This is a genomic window from Nocardia cyriacigeorgica (assembly GCF_029868385.1).
GTDB classification, from domain to species: Bacteria; Actinomycetota; Actinomycetes; order Mycobacteriales; family Mycobacteriaceae; genus Nocardia; species Nocardia cyriacigeorgica_F.
Genome location: NZ_JARWNX010000062.1, coordinates 75309 through 94966, shown reverse-complemented (window position 1 = coordinate 94966; position 19658 = coordinate 75309). Strand labels below are relative to the sequence as shown.

The following is a 19658-nucleotide window of genomic DNA, read 5'->3' as shown; positions in this document are numbered from 1 at the left end:
AAGGGGTCCGAGTGTGACCAGACGAGGAACTCAATGACGCGGCATGTCGACGTATTGATCATCGGCGCTGGCCTGTCCGGAATCGGCGCGGCCTGCCATCTGGCCAAGGAGCAGACCGGACGCAGCTTCGCCATCCTGGAACGCCGCACCGCCATCGGCGGCACCTGGGATCTGTTCCGGTACCCGGGTATCCGATCCGATTCCGACATGTTCACCTTCGGCTACGGGTTCCGTCCGTGGACCGGCACCAAGGTGCTGGCCGACGGCCCGAGCATCCGCCGCTACGTCGAGGAGACCGCCGCCGAATACGGCGTCACCGAACACATCCGGTTCGGCCGCAAGATGGTGCAGGCGAGCTGGTCCACCGAGGCCGGTGTCTGGACCGTCGAGGCGCTCGATGAGCAGTCCGGCGAGACCGAGATCTACACCAGCAACTTCCTCGTCGGCTGCACCGGCTACTACGACTACGACAAGGGCTACCGGCCCACCTTCCCCGGTGAGGAGCGCTTCGCCGGGCGCCTGGTGCACCCGCAGCACTGGCCGGAGGATCTGGACTACAAGGGCAAGCGCGTGGTCGTCATCGGCTCCGGCGCCACCGCCATCACGCTGATCCCGGCCATGAGCGCCGACGCCGAGCATGTGTCCATGCTGCAACGCTCACCCACCTATATCGCGGCCATCCCCAGCGACGATCCGGTCTCGATCGGATTCAACGTCGCCCGCATTCCCGCCGCGCTCACCTACAAACTGGGCCGCGCCCGCAATATCGCATTGCAGCGCGCCACCTACGAACTGTCGCGCAAGCAGCCCGATGTGGCCCGCAAGCTGTTGCTGTCGGCGGTGCGGCTGGCGGTCGGGCCCGACGTGGACATGCGCCATTTCACGCCGAAGTACAACCCGTGGGATCAGCGGCTGTGTGTGGTGCCCAACGGTGACCTGTTCAAGGTGCTGCGCTCGGGGGAGGCCTCGATCGTCACCGACACCATCGATACCTTCACCGAGACCGGCATCAAGCTGTCCTCCGGCGAGGAACTGCCCGCCGATATCGTCATCAGCGCGACCGGGCTGAACGTGCAGATGCTCGGCGGCGCGACCCTCGAGGTCGACGGTGAGCCGGTGGTCACCCGGGACCGGGTGCTCTACAAGGGCGCACTGCTCGACGGCATCCCGAACGCGATGGTGGTGCTCGGCTACACCAACGCCTCCTGGACACTGAAGGCCGATCTGGCCGCCGAGTACTTCTGCAAACTGCTGAACTACATGCGCGACAACGGTTTCACCCAGGTGGTGCCGCGCGCCGAGGAGGCCGACCGCTCCGCCGATTCGCTCATGGGCGGTGCGCTCACCTCGGGCTACATCCAGCGCGGCGACGGCGTGATGCCGCGTCAGGGTTCGCGCGGTCCGTGGAAGGTCATCAACAACTACTACCGCGATCGTGCCTACCTGCGGAACAGCCCGGTGGAGGACGGGGCGCTGGTGTTCACCGACGCCGAGGGCGCTACGGCGATCGGAACCCGGGCGTCGGCCCCGCGCAGTGTGTTCGGCAAGGCCGCCGACCGTCTGCCGCTCATCGGGACGCGTACCGCCTGAGGTGCACATCCCCGGCGGCCGGAACGAGATTCCCGGCCGCCGCGGGTGTTTCGCCTACCTGTTCTCGGCCGCAAATCTGGATACGGCCAGGGGGGAGGGGATCGGGTCGTGCCGGATGCGGACTCGGCTCGCCGTGGTGGCGCGCGGTCCTGGGTAGCGTGGCCGTATGAGCGAGCGATTGGTGATCATCGGGGGCGATGCGGCCGGTATGGCGGCGGCCTCGCAGGCCCGTCGGATGCGTGGCCCGGAGGAACTCGAGATCGTGGTCTTCGAGCGGGGCCATTTCACCTCGTTCTCCGCCTGCGGCATCCCGTACTGGGTCGGCGGCGACGTCACCGACCGTGATGAATTGATCGCGCGCACACCAGCGGAGCACCGCTCCCGCGATATCGACCTGCGGATGCGCACCGAAGTCGTCGAGATCGACGTCGAGGGCCGCCGGGTACGGGCGCGTGAGCTGGATTCGGGCGCCGAATCATGGACCGGCTACGACAAACTCGTCGTGGCCACCGGCGCCCGACCGATCCGTCCCGCACTGCCCGGCATCGACGCCGCGGGCGTGCACGGCGTACAGACCCTCGACGACGGACAAGCGTTGATCGACACCCTCGAACGCATCGAGGGCAGGCGCGCGGTCGTCGTCGGAGCGGGCTATATCGGCGTGGAAATGGCCGAGGCGCTCATCAATCGCGGGTTCGAGGTCACCGTGGTCAACCGCGGCGCCGAACCGATGTCGACGCTCGACCCGGATATGGGCGCGCTGATCCGCACCGCCATGGGCGGGATGGGGGTGAAGGTCGTCGGCAATGCCGAGGTGACCGCCGTTCGCACCGACGACCGCAACCGGGTGACCGCGGTCGCGACCGCGCAGGCCGAGTATCCGGCCGATGTCGTGATCCTGGGGATCGGCGTGCGACCCGAAACCGCGCTGGCTCGCGCCGCCGGTCTGCCTCTCGGCGTGCACGGCGGCCTGCTGACCGATGTCTCGATGCGGGTGCGTGGCCGCGAGGACATCTGGGCGGGTGGCGACTGCGTCGAAGTCCTGGATCTGGTCTCCGGCATCGAACGCCATATCGCCCTCGGCACCCATGCCAACAAACACGGCCAGATCATCGGCGCGAATATCGGCGGCGGCTATGCGACCTTCCCCGGCGTGGTCGGCACCGCGGTGAGCAAGGTCTGTGATCTGGAGGTGGCGCGCACCGGATTACGGGAGAAGGACGCACGCGCCATCGGCCTGCAATACGTCGCCGTCACCATCGAATCCACCAGCCGTTCCGGCTATTACCCCGGCGCCGAGTCGATGACGGTGAAGATGCTCGCCGAACGTCGCACCGGCCGCCTGCTCGGCGTTCAGATCGTCGGCCGCGAGGGTGCGGGCAAACGCGTCGACATCGCCGCCGTCGCGCTCACCACCGGGCTGACCGTGGAGCAGATGACGGCGCTGGATCTCGGCTACGCACCGCCGTTCTCGCCGGTCTGGGATCCGGTGCTGGTGGCCGCGCGCAAGGCGGTCGCCGCCGTGCGGGCCCGCGGCTGAGACCCGCGACGCACGGCACTCGCCAATCGTGGCGATCTGTCGGCACACCCGTTCGAGGCTCCCGTACTATCGTCGATCGACAACAGTGATCGGAAGGGGGGCGCGGTGCTGCCTGGGGTATCGGGAAACATCCGCTGGGACGAAAGGGCTTTGCGAAGCCGTGGACATGGAGCGGATGCCGGTTGTGCGGCACGGACGGCGGTGACCCGATGAGCTCGGAAGCAGGTCTCGGCAGTTCGGAATATGTGAGCGCCCCGGCTCCGGCCGAATCGTTCGGCGCGGGCGGAGCCGCCGAGCCGCCACGTCGAGTCGCCTTACCGCACGCGGACGTGGCCGTGGAGCCGTCTTCCGGTGCGATCGAGCCCGGTCGCGACCATGTGCCCGCGCCACCGGACCGGTTCGAGGCCGACCTCGGACCCGTCGCCCTGGTCACCGATCGTGGCCTGGTGCATGCCCGCAACGAGGACTCGGTCGCCGCGGGCGTCGGCACACCCGCACCGGGCCGTCCACCGGTGGCCGTCGTCGCCGTCTGTGACGGTGTGTCCTCATCCCCGAACCCGCAGGCCGCGTCCGGCACCGCCGCCCGCACCGGGGTCGATGCCTGCCTGAGCGCGCTGGCCGACGGCGGACCCACCGAGGATGCCGCTACCGCCGGCCTGGCCGCCGCCGCCCGCGCGGTCCGCGATATCGCCTCGATCGACGGCGACTCGCCCTCGTGCACCTACGTGTCGGCGATCGTGCACGACGACGGCGCTGGCACCGCGACGGTGACCGTCGCCAACGTCGGCGACAGCCGCGCCTACTGGCTGGTCCCCGAGAACGCCGCGCGCGGCGAGGACGAGACCGGATCGCGCAGACTCACCCTCGACGACTCCTGGGCCCAGGCCCTCGTCGACGCCGGTGCGATGGACGAGACGGCCGCCATGAACGATCCACGCGCGCACACTCTGCTGCGCTGGCTCGGCGCCGACTACGACCAGCAGCCGTGGTCCACCCGTAGCGTGCAGACCTTCCGGTTCACCGGTCCCGGCGTCCTGCTGCTGTGCAGCGACGGTCTCTGGAACTATCTGCCCGATCCGGTCGCGCTGGCCGCGATAGCCACGGCGAAGCCCGCGGCCGCCGCGGCGCGCGATCTGGCCGACTACGCGGTGCAATGCGGTGGTGGTGACAACATCACCGTGGCACTGGTGCCGGTGGGCGTCGCGGCGCGGGCCTGAACCGCCGACAGGGGAGCGGGCAAACGGTCAGTGACCCTGCTGATCGGAGAGTTTGTGTCCCCGCATCGCCTTCACTCGTCGATGTTCGAGCGCGATGACAGCCACACCGCCGATCAGTAGCACCGCCGCGGCGATACCGCTGATGATCGCCCAGCCCTCGTAGCCGTAACCGGCCGCCGTCAGGGTGAGGGCGACCGCCACCAGGCCGAGGGCGCACGCCACGATGCCCGGCCAGTTGCGCACATCCTCCATCGCCTCACCCGCGTGGGCGCGCGTGGTTCTGGTGTCGTCCGGGAAGCGGTGTTCGGGGACGTGCGGGGAATCGCGGTGAAAACCCCTGGTCGAATCGTCGGGTCCGGCAACCATCGTGGTCTCCTTCCGGTCCGTGGTCGGGTCGAGTACACGGAGGGTGATAGCGGTCGGGTACCCCGTGATCGTCGGCGCAATCGAGACGACCACCACCGGGGCATCGCCGGACACCACGCTGTCCGGTGGTTTGTCCCGCGACGGTCGCGGGTACCAATTCGGCGAGCCGGTGCGATCGACTCGACGGTTCGATCATCGGTGACCGCTACGCACGCACCTACCGCGAGGAGGTTCGTCATGAACGGTGGACCATCGGGTCCGGGACAGACCATGGTCACCACCAACCACGCCGTGATCCGCCGCTGGGCCGAGCGGCGTGGGGCCAATCCGGCCACCATGCCCGGCAGCGAGTACAACGGCCACGGCCGCGTCGACGTCCTGCGGTTCGACTTCCCCCGCTACGGCGGGGCGGGGTTGCAGCCGGTGGAATGGGAGGACTGGTTCGCCACCTTCGACGCCCGGCGGCTGTACTTCCGCTACCAGGAGCGCGGCCCGGACGGCAGCCCGAGCAACTTCTTCCGACTGGAGCGACCCGACCGACCAGTTTGGTGAGCAAACTCACGCAAGGTTTAGCAATCGGGCATACAGGGCATTACTGTTACTCCATAGTTGCTCGAGAAAAGCTGAAAAGCGGAACATCGCGTCGGTCAGGGGATGCGAACCTCCGCCCCGCGATGCGTTCCGCGTATCTGCAAAGGATTTGAATATTGAGCGCGAGCCTGATGATCGTGGAAGACGACGACAGGGTCCGGGGTGCGTTACGCCTGGCCATGGAGGACGAGGGCTACGACGTCGCAGAAGCCGAGGAGGCCGAGGACGCGCTCGACCATCTGCGCAGCAACGGCGTCCCCGATGTGATGATCGTCGATCTCATGCTCGGCGGCATGGACGGTTTCACCTGCATCCGCGAGATCCGCCGCGATCACGATGTGCCGATCATCGTGGTCAGCGCGCGCGACGACACCCATGACGTGGTGGCGGCACTGGAAGCCGGCGCCGACGACTTCGTCACCAAACCTTTCGAGATCAAGGAGATCACCGCCCGGATGCGGGCGCTGCGCCGCCGCGCGCAGCTCTCGGCCGAACGGGAGGCCCCGGTCGAGGTCGTGCTCGATGCCGATCCGGAAGCGCCACTCATCCTGGCACCCGACGGCGGCGCGGTCCGCCGCGGCGAGGAGGAGATCGGCCTGACCCTCACCGAGTTCCGACTGCTGTGCGAGCTGGCCGAAGTACCCGGCCGGGTGCTGAGCCGCTCGGTGCTGCTCGAGCGGGTCTGGGACCGCGGCTTCTTCGGCGACGAACGCATCGTCGACGTACATATGCGCAGACTGCGCACCAAGATCGAGCGCGATCCCTCCGATCCGCGCATCGTGGTCACTGTACGGGGGCTGGGCTACCGGCTCGATATGCAACGCTGAGCGGGCCGCCCATCACAGATCGATGACGAACGCCGAAAGCGTCCGCACCCGGCTCGACCCGGGTCTGTGGAGTCTGCGGGGCCGGGTGACCATCGCCTTCGCGGCGACCTCGGGCCTGATGTCGCTGGCCCTGGTCCTCCTCGTCTTCGCCCGCTTGGACGAAGACGGTGTGACTCTCGGCCAGCGTGTGGTCAACCGGCCCGTACTGCTGGTGTGTTGTGCACTGGCGGCCACCCTGTTCGGCGGTGCGGTCGGTGTCTGGGTCGGTCGGCGGGTGTTGCGTCCACTGCGCGATGTCGCCGAGGCGGCCGCCAGGATCGCCTCCGGTGATCTCGGTATCCGCCTGCCCGATACCCACGACCAGGATCTGGCCAGCACCGTGGACTCGTTCAACCGGATGGTCGATTCGCTACAACGGCGCATCGACCGCGAGCACCGGCTGTTCGGCGATGTCAGCCATGAGCTGCGCACCCCGCTGACCACGCTCACCGCGAGCGTCGAGGTGATGAACAAGCATCGCGACGATCTCCCGGAGCGTTCCCGTCGGGCGCTGGAGTTGGTCACCGCCGAGGTCGACCATCTACGGCGGTTGCTCGACGATCTGCTCGCCCTGGCCAGGGTCGAGGCGGGTATGCACCACGGCGACGCCGACCCGATGTCGGTGCGCGATCTGCTGACCCACACCCTGCGCGACAGCAGGCATCCGGCCGAACTGCTGATCGTGACCGAGGACGTGATCGTCTTCGGTCGCAAACTCGAACTCGAACGCGCGGTGGTGAATCTGCTGGAGAACGCGGACCGCCACGGTGGCGGCGTCGTCGCGGTCACCGTGCACCGCGAGGGCGATGAAGCGGTGATCGCGGTCGACGATGCCGGGCCCGGTGTGCCACCGGCCGACCGGGATCGGATCTTCGAACGCTTCGCCACCGCGCGTACCAGTCGCCGCACCACCGACGGTGGCACCGGTATCGGGCTGGCACTGGTGGCCGAAACCGTCGCCACCCATCAGGGCCGGGTGGAATGCGGCGCCCGACCGGGCGGCGGGGCGCGATTCACCATTCGTCTTCCCGCCATCGAGTGACCAGAACACCGCCGATCGAAACGTGAGGTATATCCCGAAAATGGAGGGTTCATGAACCGCGTCACACGGCTGTAACACAATCGTAAAGTTCTCGACCAGGTCACCTCAAAGTTCATTCGTAAGCCTGGGAAAGTACTGGAAACGAACCTCGGAGTTGTATGTCAACGCAAGCTTTGCCCACACAGGACGGAGACGCACCGAGCATGGATTCCTCGTCATCCGGATCGCCTCGACAGCATGTCGGGGTGCTGGATCTGCGGACGCCGAGAATTTCCGACGGGGCCCGGATGTGGGGTATCGCCAAGGATTCGCAGGTACTGGACACCAATTCCAGTTACGCGTATCTGCTGTGGTGCCGTGACTTCGCCTCGACCTCGGTGGTCGCCGAGGTCGACGGCAGGGTCGTCGGCTTCGTGATCGGCTATCTGCGCCCGGAGTCGCCGCGCACCGTGTTCGTCTGGCAGGTCGCCGTCGATCACGATCAGCGTGGTCGCGGACTCGGCGTCGCGATGCTGGATCGCCTGGTGGACAACCTGATCGACATCGAAGGCCACGGCGTGGACGCCCTGGAGACGACCGTCTCACCCGATAACCCCGCCTCCATCGCGATGTTCGCCGCACTGGCGCGGCGCCGCGAGGCGGAGATGACCAAGAGCGAATTGTTCGCACCCGGCGATTTTCCCGACAGCCATATCGCCGAGGACCTGTACCGAATCGCACCGATCGCCCGTAAAACTGAAAGGGATCTCTGATGATCACCGCTGACACGACGATCTTCGACGCACTGGAATCGAATGTGCGTGGTTACTGCCGCTCCTGGCCGACGGTTTTCGAAACCGCCAAAGGCGCCTGGCTGCGTGACGAAGAGGGCAAGGATTTCCTCGATTTCTTCGCGGGTGCAGGCGCACTCAACTACGGGCACAACAATCCGGTGCTCAAGGAAGCGTTGATCGATTACATCGCCTCCGACGGCATTACGCACGGACTGGATATGTCGACCGTCGCCAAGCGCAAACTGCTCGAGACCGTGCGCGATACGCTGCTGGCGCCGCGCGGGCTCGACTACAAAGTCCAGTTCCCCGGCCCGACGGGCGCCAACGCCGTCGAGGCAGCGCTGAAGCTGGCCCGTAAGGTCACCGGTCGTCAGACGGTGCTGAGCTTCACCAACGCCTTCCACGGTATGACGCTCGGCGCCCTGTCGGTCACCGGCAATGCCGCCAAGCGCGCGGGTGCGGGTGTGCCGCTCAACCACGCCACCCCGATGCCCTACGACGGCTACTTCGACGGCACCACCGCCGACTTCCAGTGGATGGAGCGGGTCCTCGACGATTCGTCCTCCGGCTTCGACCGTCCGGCCGCCGTCATCGTGGAGACCGTGCAGGGTGAGGGCGGGGTGAACCTGGCCCGCGCCGAATGGTTGCGGCATCTGGCCACGCTGTGCGCGGCGCGCGGCATCCTGCTCATCGTCGACGATGTGCAGATGGGTTGCGGGCGCACCGGTCCGTTCTTCTCCTTCGAATCGGCCGGGATCACCCCCGATATCGTCACCCTGTCCAAGTCGATCGGCGGTTACGGTCTGCCGATGGCGCTGGTGCTGTTCAAGCCGGAGCACGACGTGTGGTCGCCCGGTGAGCACAACGGCACCTTCCGCGGTAACAACCCGTCGTTCATCACCGCCCAGGTGGCGCTCGAGCACTACTGGTCCGATGGTGCGCTGCAAGCGGCCACCGAGGCCAAGGGTGAGCAGATCGCCGAATCCTTCACCGCGATCTCCGAGGGACTGCCCGGTATCTCGACCCGTGGCCGGGGGCTGGTGCACGGTCTGGTCTTCGAGGACGCCTCGCAGGCGGGCAAGGTGTGCCAGGTCGCGTTCGAACGCGGTCTGCTCGCCGAGACCTCCGGTGCCTCCGATGAGGTCGTCAAATTGCTTCCGCCCTTGACGATCACCTCTGATGAGCTCGACCATGGATTGCAGATCCTGACCGGAGCCGTCCATACCGTCTGTGGCGCCTGAGGAGGACCATCACCCATGATCGTGCGTACCACCGAAGAGATCACCGGCACCGACCGCGATGTGGCGGGTACCGGTTGGCGCAGTAAACGCATCGTGCTCGGCGGCGACGGTGTCGGGTTCTCGTTCCACGAGACCACCATCGAGGCGGGCACCACCCACGTCTTCCACTACCAGAACCACATCGAGGCGGTGTGGCTGGTGGAGGGTGAGGGCACCTTGACCGATCTGGACAACAATCAGACCTACGAACTGGCTCCCGGTTCGATGTATCTGCTCGACGGCCATGAGAAGCACCAGTTGGAGGTGCGTTCCCGGATGCGCATGATGTGCGTGTTCAATCCGCCGGTCACCGGGCAGGAGGTTCACGACGAGAACGGCGTCTATCCGTTGGTCGCCGTTCCGGCCACCTGAGAAAGGACGCGACGTTGGCACACAATCGGATCGATCACTACCCGACCCGGACCTCTGGTCCGGCGCCGCATCTCGAGCGGCACGATGCGACGGTGTGGGGTCGAATCGAGGCGCCGGAGCTCGCCGGATTCGATACCGACGGGTACACGATCGTGGACCAGTTGATCTCCCCGGACGAAGTGAACCGCTTCGCCCGGGAGATCGACCGGCTCGCCGGTGATCCCGATCTGCGTGGCGACGAGCGGGTGATCGTGGAGAAGTCCTCGGACCGGGTGCGCTCGGTGTTCGAGGTGCATCGGCTCAGCTCCGCGATTGCGGAGCTGGCCGCCGAGCCGCGGGTCGCGGGCCTGGCCAGGCAGATCCTCGGGTCGGAGGTCTATCTGCATCAGAGTCGGGTGAACTATCTGCCCGGCTTCGGTGGTACCGGTTTCTACTGGCATTCCGATTTCGAGACCTGGCACGCCGAGGACGGTATGCCCACTCCGCGGGCGGTCAGCATCTCCATCGCGCTGACCGACAACTATCCGTTCAACGGCAGTCTGATGTTGATGCCGGGCTCGCACCGCACATTCGTGCCGTGTCAGGGCGAGACCCCGGCGGAGAACTATCGGGAGTCGTTGCGGGAGCAGCAGATCGGTGTGCCGACGCAGTCCGATATCGATGTACTGGCGCACAAGTACGGTATCGCGCAGTTCACCGGTAAGGCGGGTTCGGCGCTGCTGTTCGATTCGAACATCATGCACGGTTCGGCCAACAACATCACGCCGTTCCCGCGCTCGAACATCTTCCTGGTGTTCAACAGTGTGGACAACACGCTGGTGGAGCCGTTCGCCGCACCGGCGCGACGGCCGACCTATATCGCGAGCCGCGATTTCACGCCGATCTGAGTGAGCGGCTGTCACGTCTCGGCGGCGGGAAGGGCATGAGCGTCCTTCCCGCCGCCGCGGCGTGTGTGGGTCAGTCGAGCGCGGCGGGTATCCGGCGCAGGTGTCGGTACAGGGTGATCCACCGGTCGGGGTCGACCAGCCCGACCGGTTCGTCGGCGGCGATGCCGGCCGCGGCGCAGGCCGCGCGCACGGCCGGGGCCGGGTGTGCGCGGCGTAGTGAGGCGGCCAGCGAGCCGCCGACGCCGGAGAAGCCGAGTTCTACCAGGTCGTTGTAGTCGGCCAGTGCCGCGTCGGGTAGCAGAGGTTGTGGCCGGCGAGTCAAGCGCAGCACTGCGGCGTCGACCCGCGGGACCGGGTCGAAACTGCCGCGCCCGATGCTCGGGCCGAGTGTCATCGTGACCGTCGGCCACCGGGTGACGGTGAGTTTGCTCCAGCGCTGGTAGTCGCCGGAGTACTTGCGTGCGAACTCCCGCTGGGTGAGCAGTGTCGCCGAGGTGAGCTGCCGGGCCTGGAGGCACCAGCGCAGGATGTCGGTGCTGATCCCGAACGGGATATTGGCGACAACCACGAACGGTAGGCCCGGCGGATTCGCGCGGAGGACGTCGTCACCGATCACTCGGATGCGGGGGTTGTCGTCGTAGCGAGCGCGCAGCCGCCGGGCATAGTGGCGATCTTTCTCGTAGGCGATCACCCGGTGCACCCGGTCGAGCAGTTGCGCGGTGAGCATGCCGTCACCGGCGCCGATCTCCAGCACCAGGTCGGTGGCGGTGACCTCGGCCGCGCGGATGATCGTGCGGGCGGCGCGGACATCGGTGAGGAAGTTCTGCGACAGCCGCTTACGCGTGCTGGTGGTCCGGGCATGCGGGGGAAAGTGTTTGCGGGACATGGGGTCCTCCGAACGGAGCGGACGAATCGGGAAATGCGTGATTCGCCCGGACCCATGCCAGGGCACGTGGAGACGACGGTTACCAGAACCGTGAGAGGGTGTTCGACGCGTCGAGCGGCGTGCTCAGCGCGTGAGCGGTCTGGTCAGCGCGCGAGAGGGTGCACCGGCAGAGTCCGAGCCACCGTGCGCAGGCGGAGAAAATACACACCGGCGCACGTCGCGTGCCGACCTGTGATGCCACTCATGGCGGTCACCCTAACGCGCATCCCCGAGGCCGTCCATTCAATTTCGGCGGCCCGTGAACGTCTGTCCGGTGTGATGCGGCGGCTCGTGAACGCCTGTCCGTGCGACGCATCGGCCGGGGGACGCATCGGCCGGGGACGCCTATCCGGTGCGATGTATCGGCCGAGGAGGTCTATCCGGTTGTGATGCATCGGCCGGGACGCCTGTCCCGTGCGTTGCATCGGCCGAGGGGATCTATCCGGTGCGGTGTGCTGGCAGTGATTGCGCGACGGTCTGCGCGGTGACCGCACGGGTATGCCAGACCCGGGCCTGTGCGTGCTCCCCGCGCCGCGCCATCAGTTCGGCCAGACCCGCCATCGCGCGGATGACCCGGCGCTGCGCCGCCGTCCGCCACCAGCGTTCGGCCTCGTCGAGATCGCCGTGCCGAAACCGCACGACACCGAGGTCGTAGGCCGCCTCGGCATGTCCGGCCGCCGCGGCCTGTGACCAGATCTCGCACGCCCGCCCTTCCTCACCACGGCCGAACATCGCCACCCCCAGGTCGTAGAGGGCGGCGCGATAGTCCGGGTCGGCGAGTGTCGTCGCGGAATCGATCCCGCTGTCCGGCATGGCGGAGCGGTCGGCGTCGAGGACCGGACCATGTTGTCGTGCAACGGGAACCAGTGAACCCGGCCGGGCGATGGTGTCGCTCACCGCGGGAAGGGGCGTCGTATCCGCCGGTGCGGCCGCCACGTCGACGACCAGATCCGCGAAATGCGGTGGTCCCGTCCCGAGGCTGCACCACAGCACCACATGTCCGTTCGCGGCGGGTTCGACGACGACACCGTAATTGCCCGACCAGGAGCGGGCGCAACCGTCGGCGTCGAGCCAGACCGGTGTCAACGAGTACAGCGCGCCACGGCCCGCGGCCGACAATTCGACGGTGATGCCGCGCGCGAGCGCATCGCTCCAGACATCCACACCGGGCAGTCGCCGCCGGTCGACGCCGACATAGCCGTCGACCATCGACAACCCCATCCCGAGTCCGCGCACACCCGGTGGCGGAGTCGCCGACAGCAAGGTCAGGGTGAGGGTGGCGGCCGCACCGCCGAGCTGTTCGGTGTACATCGGATACACCGTGCTGCCGTGCCAGCTGATCGGGTCGGCGCTGCGGTATCTGTGCGCCAACGGTAGTTCGGGGCCGGCCACGGTCGGTGTGCCGGTCGCCGGTGCGACCGCGGATGTCACCGGTTCGATCATGTCCTGCCCCGCCTTTCCCCGATACCCGATCACCGCGATCGACCCCTCGCGGCGGCTATACCGTACTCGCCGTGGCCCGCGGTTTCGTGGCGATTCAGTGCGTGACTATGCGTTCGAGCGCGGCGAGATCGCGTTCGAGCATCCGGAACAACCAATACACGCCGACGAAGGCCAGCGCACCGCCGAAACACAGCACCCGCAGCGGCACGATCACCGACGGAATGTCGGCGGGCGGGATGAAGGTCACCCCGGCGGCGCCGAGCAGCGGCACCGCCGCGGCGATGGTCAGGAAGTAGGTGCTGCGCCGGTCCAGCGCACGCAGTTGCGCACTGTCCTCGGCGGTGAGCCCGCCCAGCGGAAGGAACGCCGGATACAGGCAGCGCACCGCGTAGAAACTGACCAGGAAGTACGGATAGGCCATGGCGATCGCGCCGCACACGATCTGGGTCAGGAAGAAATGCGCCGAGGATTCGGCGCTGATGTGGCTGCCGGACAGCTGCACCGACATCGGCACCGCGACGCCGGTGATCGCCCAGAGCACGAAGCAGGTCAACACATTGCGACTGGCGAGTTGCAGGGTGTCCGATCGTGCCCTGGCCAGGGTCTTGGCATCGTAGTCGCGGCCACGGCGCAGCCCGTGCATGATCAGCCACAGGTGCATCACCAGCGCGATGGTCACCACCGCGCCGATCAGGAAGCCGACACCGTAGCTGGTCCAGGCGATGCGGTCGAAGGTGCGCTGGGCATCGGCGTCGAGTTTGCTGATGATCAGGGTGCGATTGTGGTTGTAGCTGTAGAGGATCGCCAGCGCGTTCGGTACGGCGATGGCCAACGCCATGATCGGATGGATCCAGCTGCGCGCACGCAGCCGCGCGCTGCCCGGCGGTGGATCGACCAGATCGCGGGCGTGGGCGTCGAGGCAGACCTGGAGCTGCTGGGCCATATCGGCGCCGCGCTCCCAGCGTTTGGCCGGATCCGGTTCGAGAGCGCGCACCAGCGCACGGCGCAGGGCGGCGGGGGTGTCGGGCGGCAGATCGTCGTAGGGCAGATCCTGCGGGCTGTGGGCGCGCCGGTCCAGCATCGAATCCAATGCCGTGCGGTCGCCGCCGTCGATGGTGTCGTCATCGAAGGGTTTGCGGCCGGTGAGCAGCTCCCACAGCACGACGGCCAGCGAGAACAGGTCGCTGCGGGTATCGAGGTCGGCGGCGGCGGCCGGACGCTCGGGATGCACCACCGACAATTGCTCGGGGGACATATAGGCCAGCGATCCGCCGAAGTAGGCCACCGGACTGGCGCCGGAGACGTTGCCGCTGAAACTGATGTTGAAATCGGCCAGCTTGGGTATGCCCTCCGCGGTGAGCAGCACATTCGCCGGTTTGACGTCGCGGTGCAGGACACCGACGCCGCCCGCGTAATCCAGGGCCTGTGCCAGTCGACGGCCCAGCCACGCCACCGTCTCCGGCCAGGACAGCCCCGCGAGTTCGGCGCGGACCGGTGATTCGGCGGGCTGGATCTCGCCCTTGTCCGCGAGCACGGCGTCGATGACGTCGATCAGCAACTGTCCGCTGCGCTGCTGCGGCGGTGTGTTGCGCACCCGTTCCAGCACCGTGAGCAGCGTCCCGCCGGGCACGTACTGCATATACAGCAGCCGCAGCGGCGGCGCGTCGAGCACCCGCTGGTCGAATACGCGCACGATGTAGTCGTGGTCGAGCTGGGCCAGGGTCTGCGGTTCGGTGCCCTTGTCGCGGGAGATCTTCACCGCGACCAGCCGCTGCATGGAACGCTGGCGGGCGAGGAAGACCCGGGCGAACGCGCCGCGGCCGAGCCCGGCCATCAGATCGAAGTCGTCGATGCGCTGCCCGGCCTCCAGCTCATCGAGATTCGCCGGTTCGGTGGGTACGCCGAGCAGGGTGCTGTGATAGTCCTCGGTGGTGAGCAGTTGCGAAAGTTGTTCGGCCTGTTCGGGATAGGCGGCGGTGTATTCGTCGACGTCGACCGAACCGCCCGCCCGGCGGCGTAGATGGAACTCCTCGTAGATCAGATCCGGCGGTAACGGCCAGGTGCGCAGCTCCGGCAGTTCGTCGACGTATTCGGCCAATCGTTTCGGTGCGGTGCCGCGCTGCCACCGATGCGCCAGATCGATCTTGATCAGCTCGATCAGCGATACCCGCCGGATGGCGGGCGCATCGGGCAGATAGCTGCGGAGTTCCGGGGGAGTGTCGGCGTTCTGCCAGGCCGCGGTGAAGCGTTCGATGGCCTCGGCCACCTGGTTGCCACGCGATGTCTCCGGCGACCGGTCGGGCTGGACGGTCACCCCGGAGGCAGGCGGGGCGGAGTGCGCCATGTGCGCATCGTAACGCTGTCGGCGGCGGCGGACCGGGTACTTGCGGCGCCGGGTCGCGATGGATTGCGCGGGAGTAGCCGAGCGAAGGGTCAGCCGAAGAGCTTCAGCAGGTCGGTTTTGCCGAACATGGTGGCGGCCGCACGCGCGGACGGGGCTCCCGCGTCCGGGTCGGCGCCCGCGGCCAGCAGATCGCCGACGATCTCGGTTTCGCCCTTGAACACCACACCGGCCAGCGGTGTCTGACCGTGGTCGTTGGCCCGGTTCGGATCGGCGCCGCGAGCGAGCAGGACCGCGACCGTCTCGCGATGGCCGTGGTAGGCGGCGAGCATGAGCAGGGTGTCACCGCGATCGTTGGTGAGGTTCACCGGGACTCCCGCGTCGAGGTAGGCGGCGAGCTGTTCGGCCGCACCGCCGCGGGCGAACTCGAAGACGGCGGTGGCCAGTTCGAGGAGTTCGGGGTCGATGGCAGCGTTGCCGGGGTCGGGGGCCGAGCCGTTGTCCGCAGTCACCGTTCCATTACTACCAGTCGGGGCCGTGCACACTCGGACCTGCCGAGGCCTCCGGCGCGGGGCCGGAGGCGTGCACGGCGTGTCTACTGGATGATCGCGCAGCCCTGGCCGGACGAGATCGAGCACACCAGCCAGGACAGGGTCATCAGGAGGGCTTCGATCGGGTTGGACGGAACGACGGTCGGATGAACCATGGGCGAACCCCTTATATGTCGACGCGAATGGTGCGACCCCCACTGACTACAGCGTTCCGGTGACTCTCGTCGTTACGCCGGGCACCCTTGGGCAGGTGCTTCGCCGCCGCACGTATCGGTGACGCGTCGTTCACCGGTTCCACGGGTGCCGACCGGTCATACTGGATGTATATCCCTGTCGGAGAGATGGGAGAGGCCATGAACACCACGGAGAAGCGTTCGGTGTTGGGGCGAGTGTCACCGACCCAATGGGTGGCGCTGGTGCTGACGATTTTGGCCGTCGTCTTCATTTTGCAGAATCGCACCAAGGTGTCGATCGACATCCTGGCCGTCACCATCACCTCACCGATGTGGGTAATCCTGCTGTTCCTGTTCCTCGTCGGTTGGGTGGCCGGTGTGCTGACCATGCGCCGTCGACGCTGACGCGCGGTCGATGTGGTCGAGCGCGGCCGCCAGTGCCGCGTCCGGCGCCCGATATGCGGCCGAACCGGGAGGACGCAGTGGGCTTCTTCCCGTCGAGGTCCGCTCGAGCAGTGTCGGGAGTCGTCAGGCGGCGTGGGTGCGGACGAGTAGGCGTTGCGGGCCACGAATGACCCTGGACGGGCAGTACGACGGCGCGCCCACCGCCTGCACGTGCGGATATCGGCGATAGAGAGCGCGCAGGGCGATCTCGCCTTCCATCCGGGCCAGGCCCGCGCCCAGGCAGTAGTGCACACCCGCTGCGAAGGACAGGTGGTCGCGTGCGTTCGCGCGGGTGATATCGAACCGGCCGGGTTCGGTGAACACGTCGGGATCGCGGTTTGCCGCGGCGAGTAGCAGAACCACCGGGGTGCCCTTGGACAGCTGCTGCCCGGCGAGTTCGACGCTCTCGCCCGCCACCCGAACACTGTATTGGGCAGGTGCCTCCCAGCGCAGTGTCTCCTCCACCACCCGGCCCGCCAGATCGAGGTCGGCGGCGAACATCGCGCGCTGGTCCGGGTTCGCCGAGAGCGCGACCACGGCGTTGCCGATGATGTTGGCCGTGGTGACGAAACCGCCGATGAGCAGCGCCTGGCAGGTCGATACGACCCCGGCCTCGGTCATATCGCCCGTATCGATGGCACCGGTGAGGGCGCTGATCATATCGGGACCGGGTTCGCCTCGGCGGGCAGCCACGGCGTCGGCGAAATAGTCGGTGAGTTCGGCGAGCAGGACTCGGGTGCGCTGGCGCTCGCGCAGGCCACGGGCGCCGTCCACGGTGGCGCCGAATTCGATACCCCAGCGCGCGAAGTCGTCGTGATGTTCGGCGGGCAGTCCGAGCAGGTCGGCGATCACCAGACTCGGAATGCGCAGCGCGAAACCATCGATCAGGTCGACCGGGTCCCCGCCCGCCAGCCGGTCGAGCTGGCGCTCGACGAGATCTTCGACGAACTCGCGACGTGCCCGCATCTGCGCAGCGCCGAACAGCGGCGCGACGAGTTTGCGCAGCCGGGTGTGCTCCGGTGGATTCGCCGAGGCGAGCGAATCGTCGAGTGGATGTACCAGGAAATCGGTGCGCTGATCCGGTAGCGGGCGTAGTCGCAGGCGCACCGCCGAGGTCGGCGCCACCCGGAATCTGTTGTCGCGCAGCACCTCATTGCACACCGAGTACGAGGCGGACATGCACAGACCGCTGCGGCCGCGCACCAGATCGCCACGGGCGCGAATCCGTTCGTAGCTCGGATGCCCGTCGGCTCCGCGTGGCAGGTCGAGCACCGAGGCGACAGGGTCACCGAGCGCTGTGGAGGTGCGCAGGCGCAGGGAGTTGCGGTAGAGGCGGGTCAGGGTGCGCAGCTCACCGCGCATCACGCCCCCTGCGGTGCACGTAGTTTCGGCGCGACGGTGATCCCGCGCTCCTCGAGTTCGGTGCGGATACGTTCGCGCAGCACGTATTTCTTGATCTTGGTGCCCGACATCGGCCATTCGTCGACGAACCGGACGTAGCGCGGTGCGCGATAGGTGGCGATACTGCCGAGGCAGTAGTCGATGATCTCCTGTTCGGTCGCCGTGGTGCCCGGCGCGAGTTCGATGAATGCGGCCGGTACTTCGACGTAGTAGGAATCGGGGGCCGCGACCACCTGCACGATGTGCACCGCCGGATGCCGGAGCAGGAAATCCTCCACCTCGACCGCGGAGACGTTCTCGCCGCCCACCTTGAGCATGTCCTTGCGGCGGCTGATGAAGGTGACCCGGCCGTCCGCGTCCATGACCGCTATGTCACCGGTCCGGAACCAGCCCTGGTCGTCGAAGCACCGTGCGGTGAGTTCGGGATCGTGCAGATAGCCGTCGAAGCAGTTCGTCCCGCGGAACAGCAATTCGCCCTCGGTTCCCGGCGGCAGATCCTGACCGGTCTCCGGATCGACGACGCGGCATTCCATTCCGGGCAGTGGCAGGCCACCGGTGGTGGTGCGCTGCTCGAGGGTGTCGGTCTGTTCGCTCAACGACAGGAAGGAGCTGGCTTCGGTCATGCCGAAACAGGACACCTGGACCGCGTGCGGAATACGGCTCGCCATATCGCGGACGCGTTCTGGTACACCGACGGTCATCACCAGGCGCAGCGCGGACAGGTCGCGTGTCGCGAAGTCGGGATGGTCGAGCACGGGCAGCCAGATCGTTTCGAAGCCGGGCAGTGCGACCGTGCAGCGCTGCGCTTCGAGCTGGCGCAGCGCGGTGTCGGGCCGGAACAGGCCCACATGGGCGTAGGTGCAGCCGGCGTGGATACTCGCGATCGCGAAGGCCACCGCGCCGATATGGAACAGCGGCAGCGGCGTCCAGACCCGGTCGTCTCCGGTGAGTTCGAGACGGCCGTGACCGGCCCCTGCCGCGAACCGGATCAGCGCCTCATGGCTGATCATGGCGCCCTTCGGGCTGGCCGACGTGCCGGAGGTGTACATGACTACGGCGGTATCGCGCACCCGGACGTATCGGGCACGCTCGCGCACGTGGCCGGAGCCGAGCCGGGAGCCGTCGTCGAGGAATTCGCGCTCGGACACGGTGCGCGGCGCGACCGGCTCATCTCCGAGCTGTACCACGTGTTCCAGCAGCGGTGCCTGTTGCCGCACGATCTCCGGTAGTGGCGTGGAGTCGTGCACGAAGAGTAACCGCATACGCGAGTGGGTGATGACCTGCGTCAGTTCATGTTCTTTGAACCGGTTGTTGACCGGCACCGGCAGTGCGCCGATCCGGGTGATCGCGAACAATGCGGCGATGGAGTCCGGGCAGTTGGGCAGCAGGATGCCGACGGCATCCCCGGCGGAGGTGCCCGCTGCCAGCAATCCGCTGGCGAGGACTTCGGCCCGCGCGGCGAGCTGGGCGTAGGACATCTCTTGGTCGGGGAAGGCCAGCGCGATCCGATCCGGGTGTTCGTGCGCCCGCCGCTCCAGAAGATCGCCGAGCGTCGTCACCTCGACCCAGGGCTGCCGTAGGAGATCGGCACGCTGCATGATGTCTTCCCATCCACCGAAAACGGCACTGTCCGGCCGCGGGGAGGTACCGCGGGAACCGGATGTGTCGCATGAGTTGGTTCGAATTGTTCGGCTGCGCTCAGCGGATGCTGACCGGAAGTATGTGTCGGCGAACTGAATATCGCATTCAGGGCAATGCTGCAAGGTGACCATATTCCCATTTATGGGAGCGTCCCGTCGGGTTGCGCTGTGTTAACTTGCCGGTGTCGGCGCGATTCGGTGTCGACCGGCTCGGAG

General features: G+C 67.3%; 18 protein-coding genes. 11 read left to right on the top strand and 7 right to left on the bottom strand.

Annotated features, from left to right (window positions below):
* Positions 1-33: 33 nt before the first annotated feature.
* From QH168_RS23265 to QH168_RS23255, 3 genes are all read left to right on the top strand, one after another.
* Positions 34-1590: a flavin-containing monooxygenase gene (locus QH168_RS23265; RefSeq protein ID WP_280236906.1), complete on the top strand. Its 1557-nt coding sequence runs from the start codon at positions 34-36 to the stop codon at positions 1588-1590.
* 166 nt (positions 1591-1756) lie between these two features.
* Positions 1757-3130, top strand: a complete 1374-nt coding sequence (locus QH168_RS23260) for an FAD-dependent oxidoreductase (protein WP_280236905.1) — start codon at positions 1757-1759, stop codon at positions 3128-3130.
* 209 nt (positions 3131-3339) lie between these two features.
* Positions 3340-4347, top strand: coding sequence for a PP2C family protein-serine/threonine phosphatase (locus QH168_RS23255; protein ID WP_280236904.1), 1008 nt, complete (start codon positions 3340-3342; stop codon positions 4345-4347).
* Between the two features lie 27 nt (positions 4348-4374).
* On the opposite strand, the gene QH168_RS23250 is transcribed toward QH168_RS23255, so the two are convergent.
* Positions 4375-4713, bottom strand: a complete 339-nt coding sequence (locus QH168_RS23250) for a hypothetical protein (RefSeq protein WP_280236903.1) — start codon at positions 4711-4713, stop codon at positions 4375-4377.
* Positions 4714-4950: 237 nt separating this feature from the next.
* Here QH168_RS23250 and QH168_RS23245 point away from each other — a divergent pair, with 237 nt between their 5' ends.
* The 7 genes from QH168_RS23245 to thpD all read left to right on the top strand — a co-directional run bounded on the left by QH168_RS23245 (position 4951) and on the right by thpD (position 10524).
* Entirely contained in the window at positions 4951-5265 is a 315-nt protein-coding gene (locus QH168_RS23245; RefSeq protein ID WP_280236902.1) for a hypothetical protein, read from the top strand.
* A gap of 155 nt (positions 5266-5420) precedes the next feature.
* The gene (locus tag QH168_RS23240; RefSeq protein ID WP_280236901.1) at positions 5421-6131 is read left to right on the top strand and encodes a response regulator transcription factor; all 711 of its coding nucleotides are present in this window, start codon (positions 5421-5423) and stop codon (positions 6129-6131) included.
* A gap of 22 nt (positions 6132-6153) precedes the next feature.
* The gene (locus QH168_RS23235) at positions 6154-7212 is read left to right on the top strand and encodes a sensor histidine kinase (RefSeq protein WP_280236900.1); all 1059 of its coding nucleotides are present in this window, start codon (positions 6154-6156) and stop codon (positions 7210-7212) included.
* Positions 7213-7415: 203 nt separating this feature from the next.
* The gene (ectA, locus tag QH168_RS23230) at positions 7416-7964 is read left to right on the top strand and encodes a diaminobutyrate acetyltransferase (RefSeq protein ID WP_280236899.1); all 549 of its coding nucleotides are present in this window, start codon (positions 7416-7418) and stop codon (positions 7962-7964) included.
* Entirely contained in the window at positions 7964-9226 is a 1263-nt protein-coding gene (ectB, locus tag QH168_RS23225) for a diaminobutyrate--2-oxoglutarate transaminase (RefSeq protein WP_280236898.1), read from the top strand. Before ectA ends, ectB begins: the two co-directional genes overlap by 1 nt.
* A gap of 15 nt (positions 9227-9241) precedes the next feature.
* Positions 9242-9637: an ectoine synthase gene (locus QH168_RS23220; protein ID WP_280236897.1), complete on the top strand. Its 396-nt coding sequence runs from the start codon at positions 9242-9244 to the stop codon at positions 9635-9637.
* Between the two features lie 14 nt (positions 9638-9651).
* Positions 9652-10524, top strand: coding sequence for an ectoine hydroxylase (gene thpD / locus QH168_RS23215; protein ID WP_280236896.1), 873 nt, complete (start codon positions 9652-9654; stop codon positions 10522-10524).
* A 70-nt stretch (positions 10525-10594) separates the two neighbouring features.
* Here the strand turns inward: thpD and erm are convergent, their stop codons facing one another.
* The 4 genes from erm to QH168_RS23195 all read right to left on the bottom strand — a co-directional run bounded on the left by erm (position 10595) and on the right by QH168_RS23195 (position 15745).
* On the bottom strand, positions 10595-11410 hold the full coding sequence (gene erm / locus QH168_RS23210) for a 23S ribosomal RNA methyltransferase Erm (protein WP_280236895.1): 816 nt from the start codon (positions 11408-11410) through the stop codon (positions 10595-10597).
* Positions 11411-11887: 477 nt separating this feature from the next.
* Positions 11888-12880 carry a tetratricopeptide repeat protein gene (locus QH168_RS23205; protein ID WP_280236894.1) on the bottom strand — a complete coding sequence of 331 codons (993 nt, stop codon included), beginning with the start codon at positions 12878-12880 and terminating at the stop codon, positions 11888-11890.
* Between the two features lie 106 nt (positions 12881-12986).
* Entirely contained in the window at positions 12987-15236 is a 2250-nt protein-coding gene (locus tag QH168_RS23200) for a serine/threonine-protein kinase (protein ID WP_280236893.1), read from the bottom strand.
* Positions 15237-15325: 89 nt separating this feature from the next.
* Positions 15326-15745: an ankyrin repeat domain-containing protein gene (locus QH168_RS23195; RefSeq protein ID WP_280236892.1), complete on the bottom strand. Its 420-nt coding sequence runs from the start codon at positions 15743-15745 to the stop codon at positions 15326-15328.
* Positions 15746-16137: 392 nt separating this feature from the next.
* Between QH168_RS23195 and QH168_RS23190 the strand changes: the two genes are divergently transcribed.
* The gene (locus QH168_RS23190) at positions 16138-16362 is read left to right on the top strand and encodes a hypothetical protein (protein ID WP_280236891.1); all 225 of its coding nucleotides are present in this window, start codon (positions 16138-16140) and stop codon (positions 16360-16362) included.
* 123 nt (positions 16363-16485) lie between these two features.
* Here the strand turns inward: QH168_RS23190 and QH168_RS23185 are convergent, their stop codons facing one another.
* Positions 16486-17763, bottom strand: a complete 1278-nt coding sequence (locus QH168_RS23185) for a cytochrome P450 (protein WP_280236890.1) — start codon at positions 17761-17763, stop codon at positions 16486-16488.
* A complete protein-coding gene (locus QH168_RS23180) occupies positions 17763-19400 on the bottom strand; it encodes a class I adenylate-forming enzyme family protein (RefSeq protein ID WP_280236889.1) in 1638 nt (545 codons plus the stop codon). The genes QH168_RS23185 and QH168_RS23180 overlap by 1 nt, the downstream gene beginning before the upstream one ends.
* Between the last annotated feature and the right edge of the window lie 258 nt (positions 19401-19658).

Coding starts and splice junctions, on each gene's coding strand:
- QH168_RS23265 (WP_280236906.1), top strand. CDS start 34: ATGACGCGGCATGTCGACGTATTGATCATCGGCGCTGGCCTGTCCGGA.
- QH168_RS23260 (WP_280236905.1), top strand. CDS start 1,757: ATGAGCGAGCGATTGGTGATCATCGGGGGCGATGCGGCCGGTATGGCG.
- QH168_RS23255 (WP_280236904.1), top strand. CDS start 3,340: ATGAGCTCGGAAGCAGGTCTCGGCAGTTCGGAATATGTGAGCGCCCCG.
- QH168_RS23250 (WP_280236903.1), bottom strand. CDS start 4,713: ATGGTTGCCGGACCCGACGATTCGACCAGGGGTTTTCACCGCGATTCC.
- QH168_RS23245 (WP_280236902.1), top strand. CDS start 4,951: ATGAACGGTGGACCATCGGGTCCGGGACAGACCATGGTCACCACCAAC.
- QH168_RS23235 (WP_280236900.1), top strand. CDS start 6,154: ATGACGAACGCCGAAAGCGTCCGCACCCGGCTCGACCCGGGTCTGTGG.
- ectA (WP_280236899.1), top strand. CDS start 7,416: ATGGATTCCTCGTCATCCGGATCGCCTCGACAGCATGTCGGGGTGCTG.
- ectB (WP_280236898.1), top strand. CDS start 7,964: ATGATCACCGCTGACACGACGATCTTCGACGCACTGGAATCGAATGTG.
- QH168_RS23220 (WP_280236897.1), top strand. CDS start 9,242: ATGATCGTGCGTACCACCGAAGAGATCACCGGCACCGACCGCGATGTG.
- erm (WP_280236895.1), bottom strand. CDS start 11,410: ATGTCCCGCAAACACTTTCCCCCGCATGCCCGGACCACCAGCACGCGT.
- QH168_RS23200 (WP_280236893.1), bottom strand. CDS start 15,236: ATGGCGCACTCCGCCCCGCCTGCCTCCGGGGTGACCGTCCAGCCCGAC.
- QH168_RS23190 (WP_280236891.1), top strand. CDS start 16,138: ATGAACACCACGGAGAAGCGTTCGGTGTTGGGGCGAGTGTCACCGACC.
- QH168_RS23185 (WP_280236890.1), bottom strand. CDS start 17,763: ATGCGCGGTGAGCTGCGCACCCTGACCCGCCTCTACCGCAACTCCCTG.
- QH168_RS23180 (WP_280236889.1), bottom strand. CDS start 19,400: ATGCAGCGTGCCGATCTCCTACGGCAGCCCTGGGTCGAGGTGACGACG.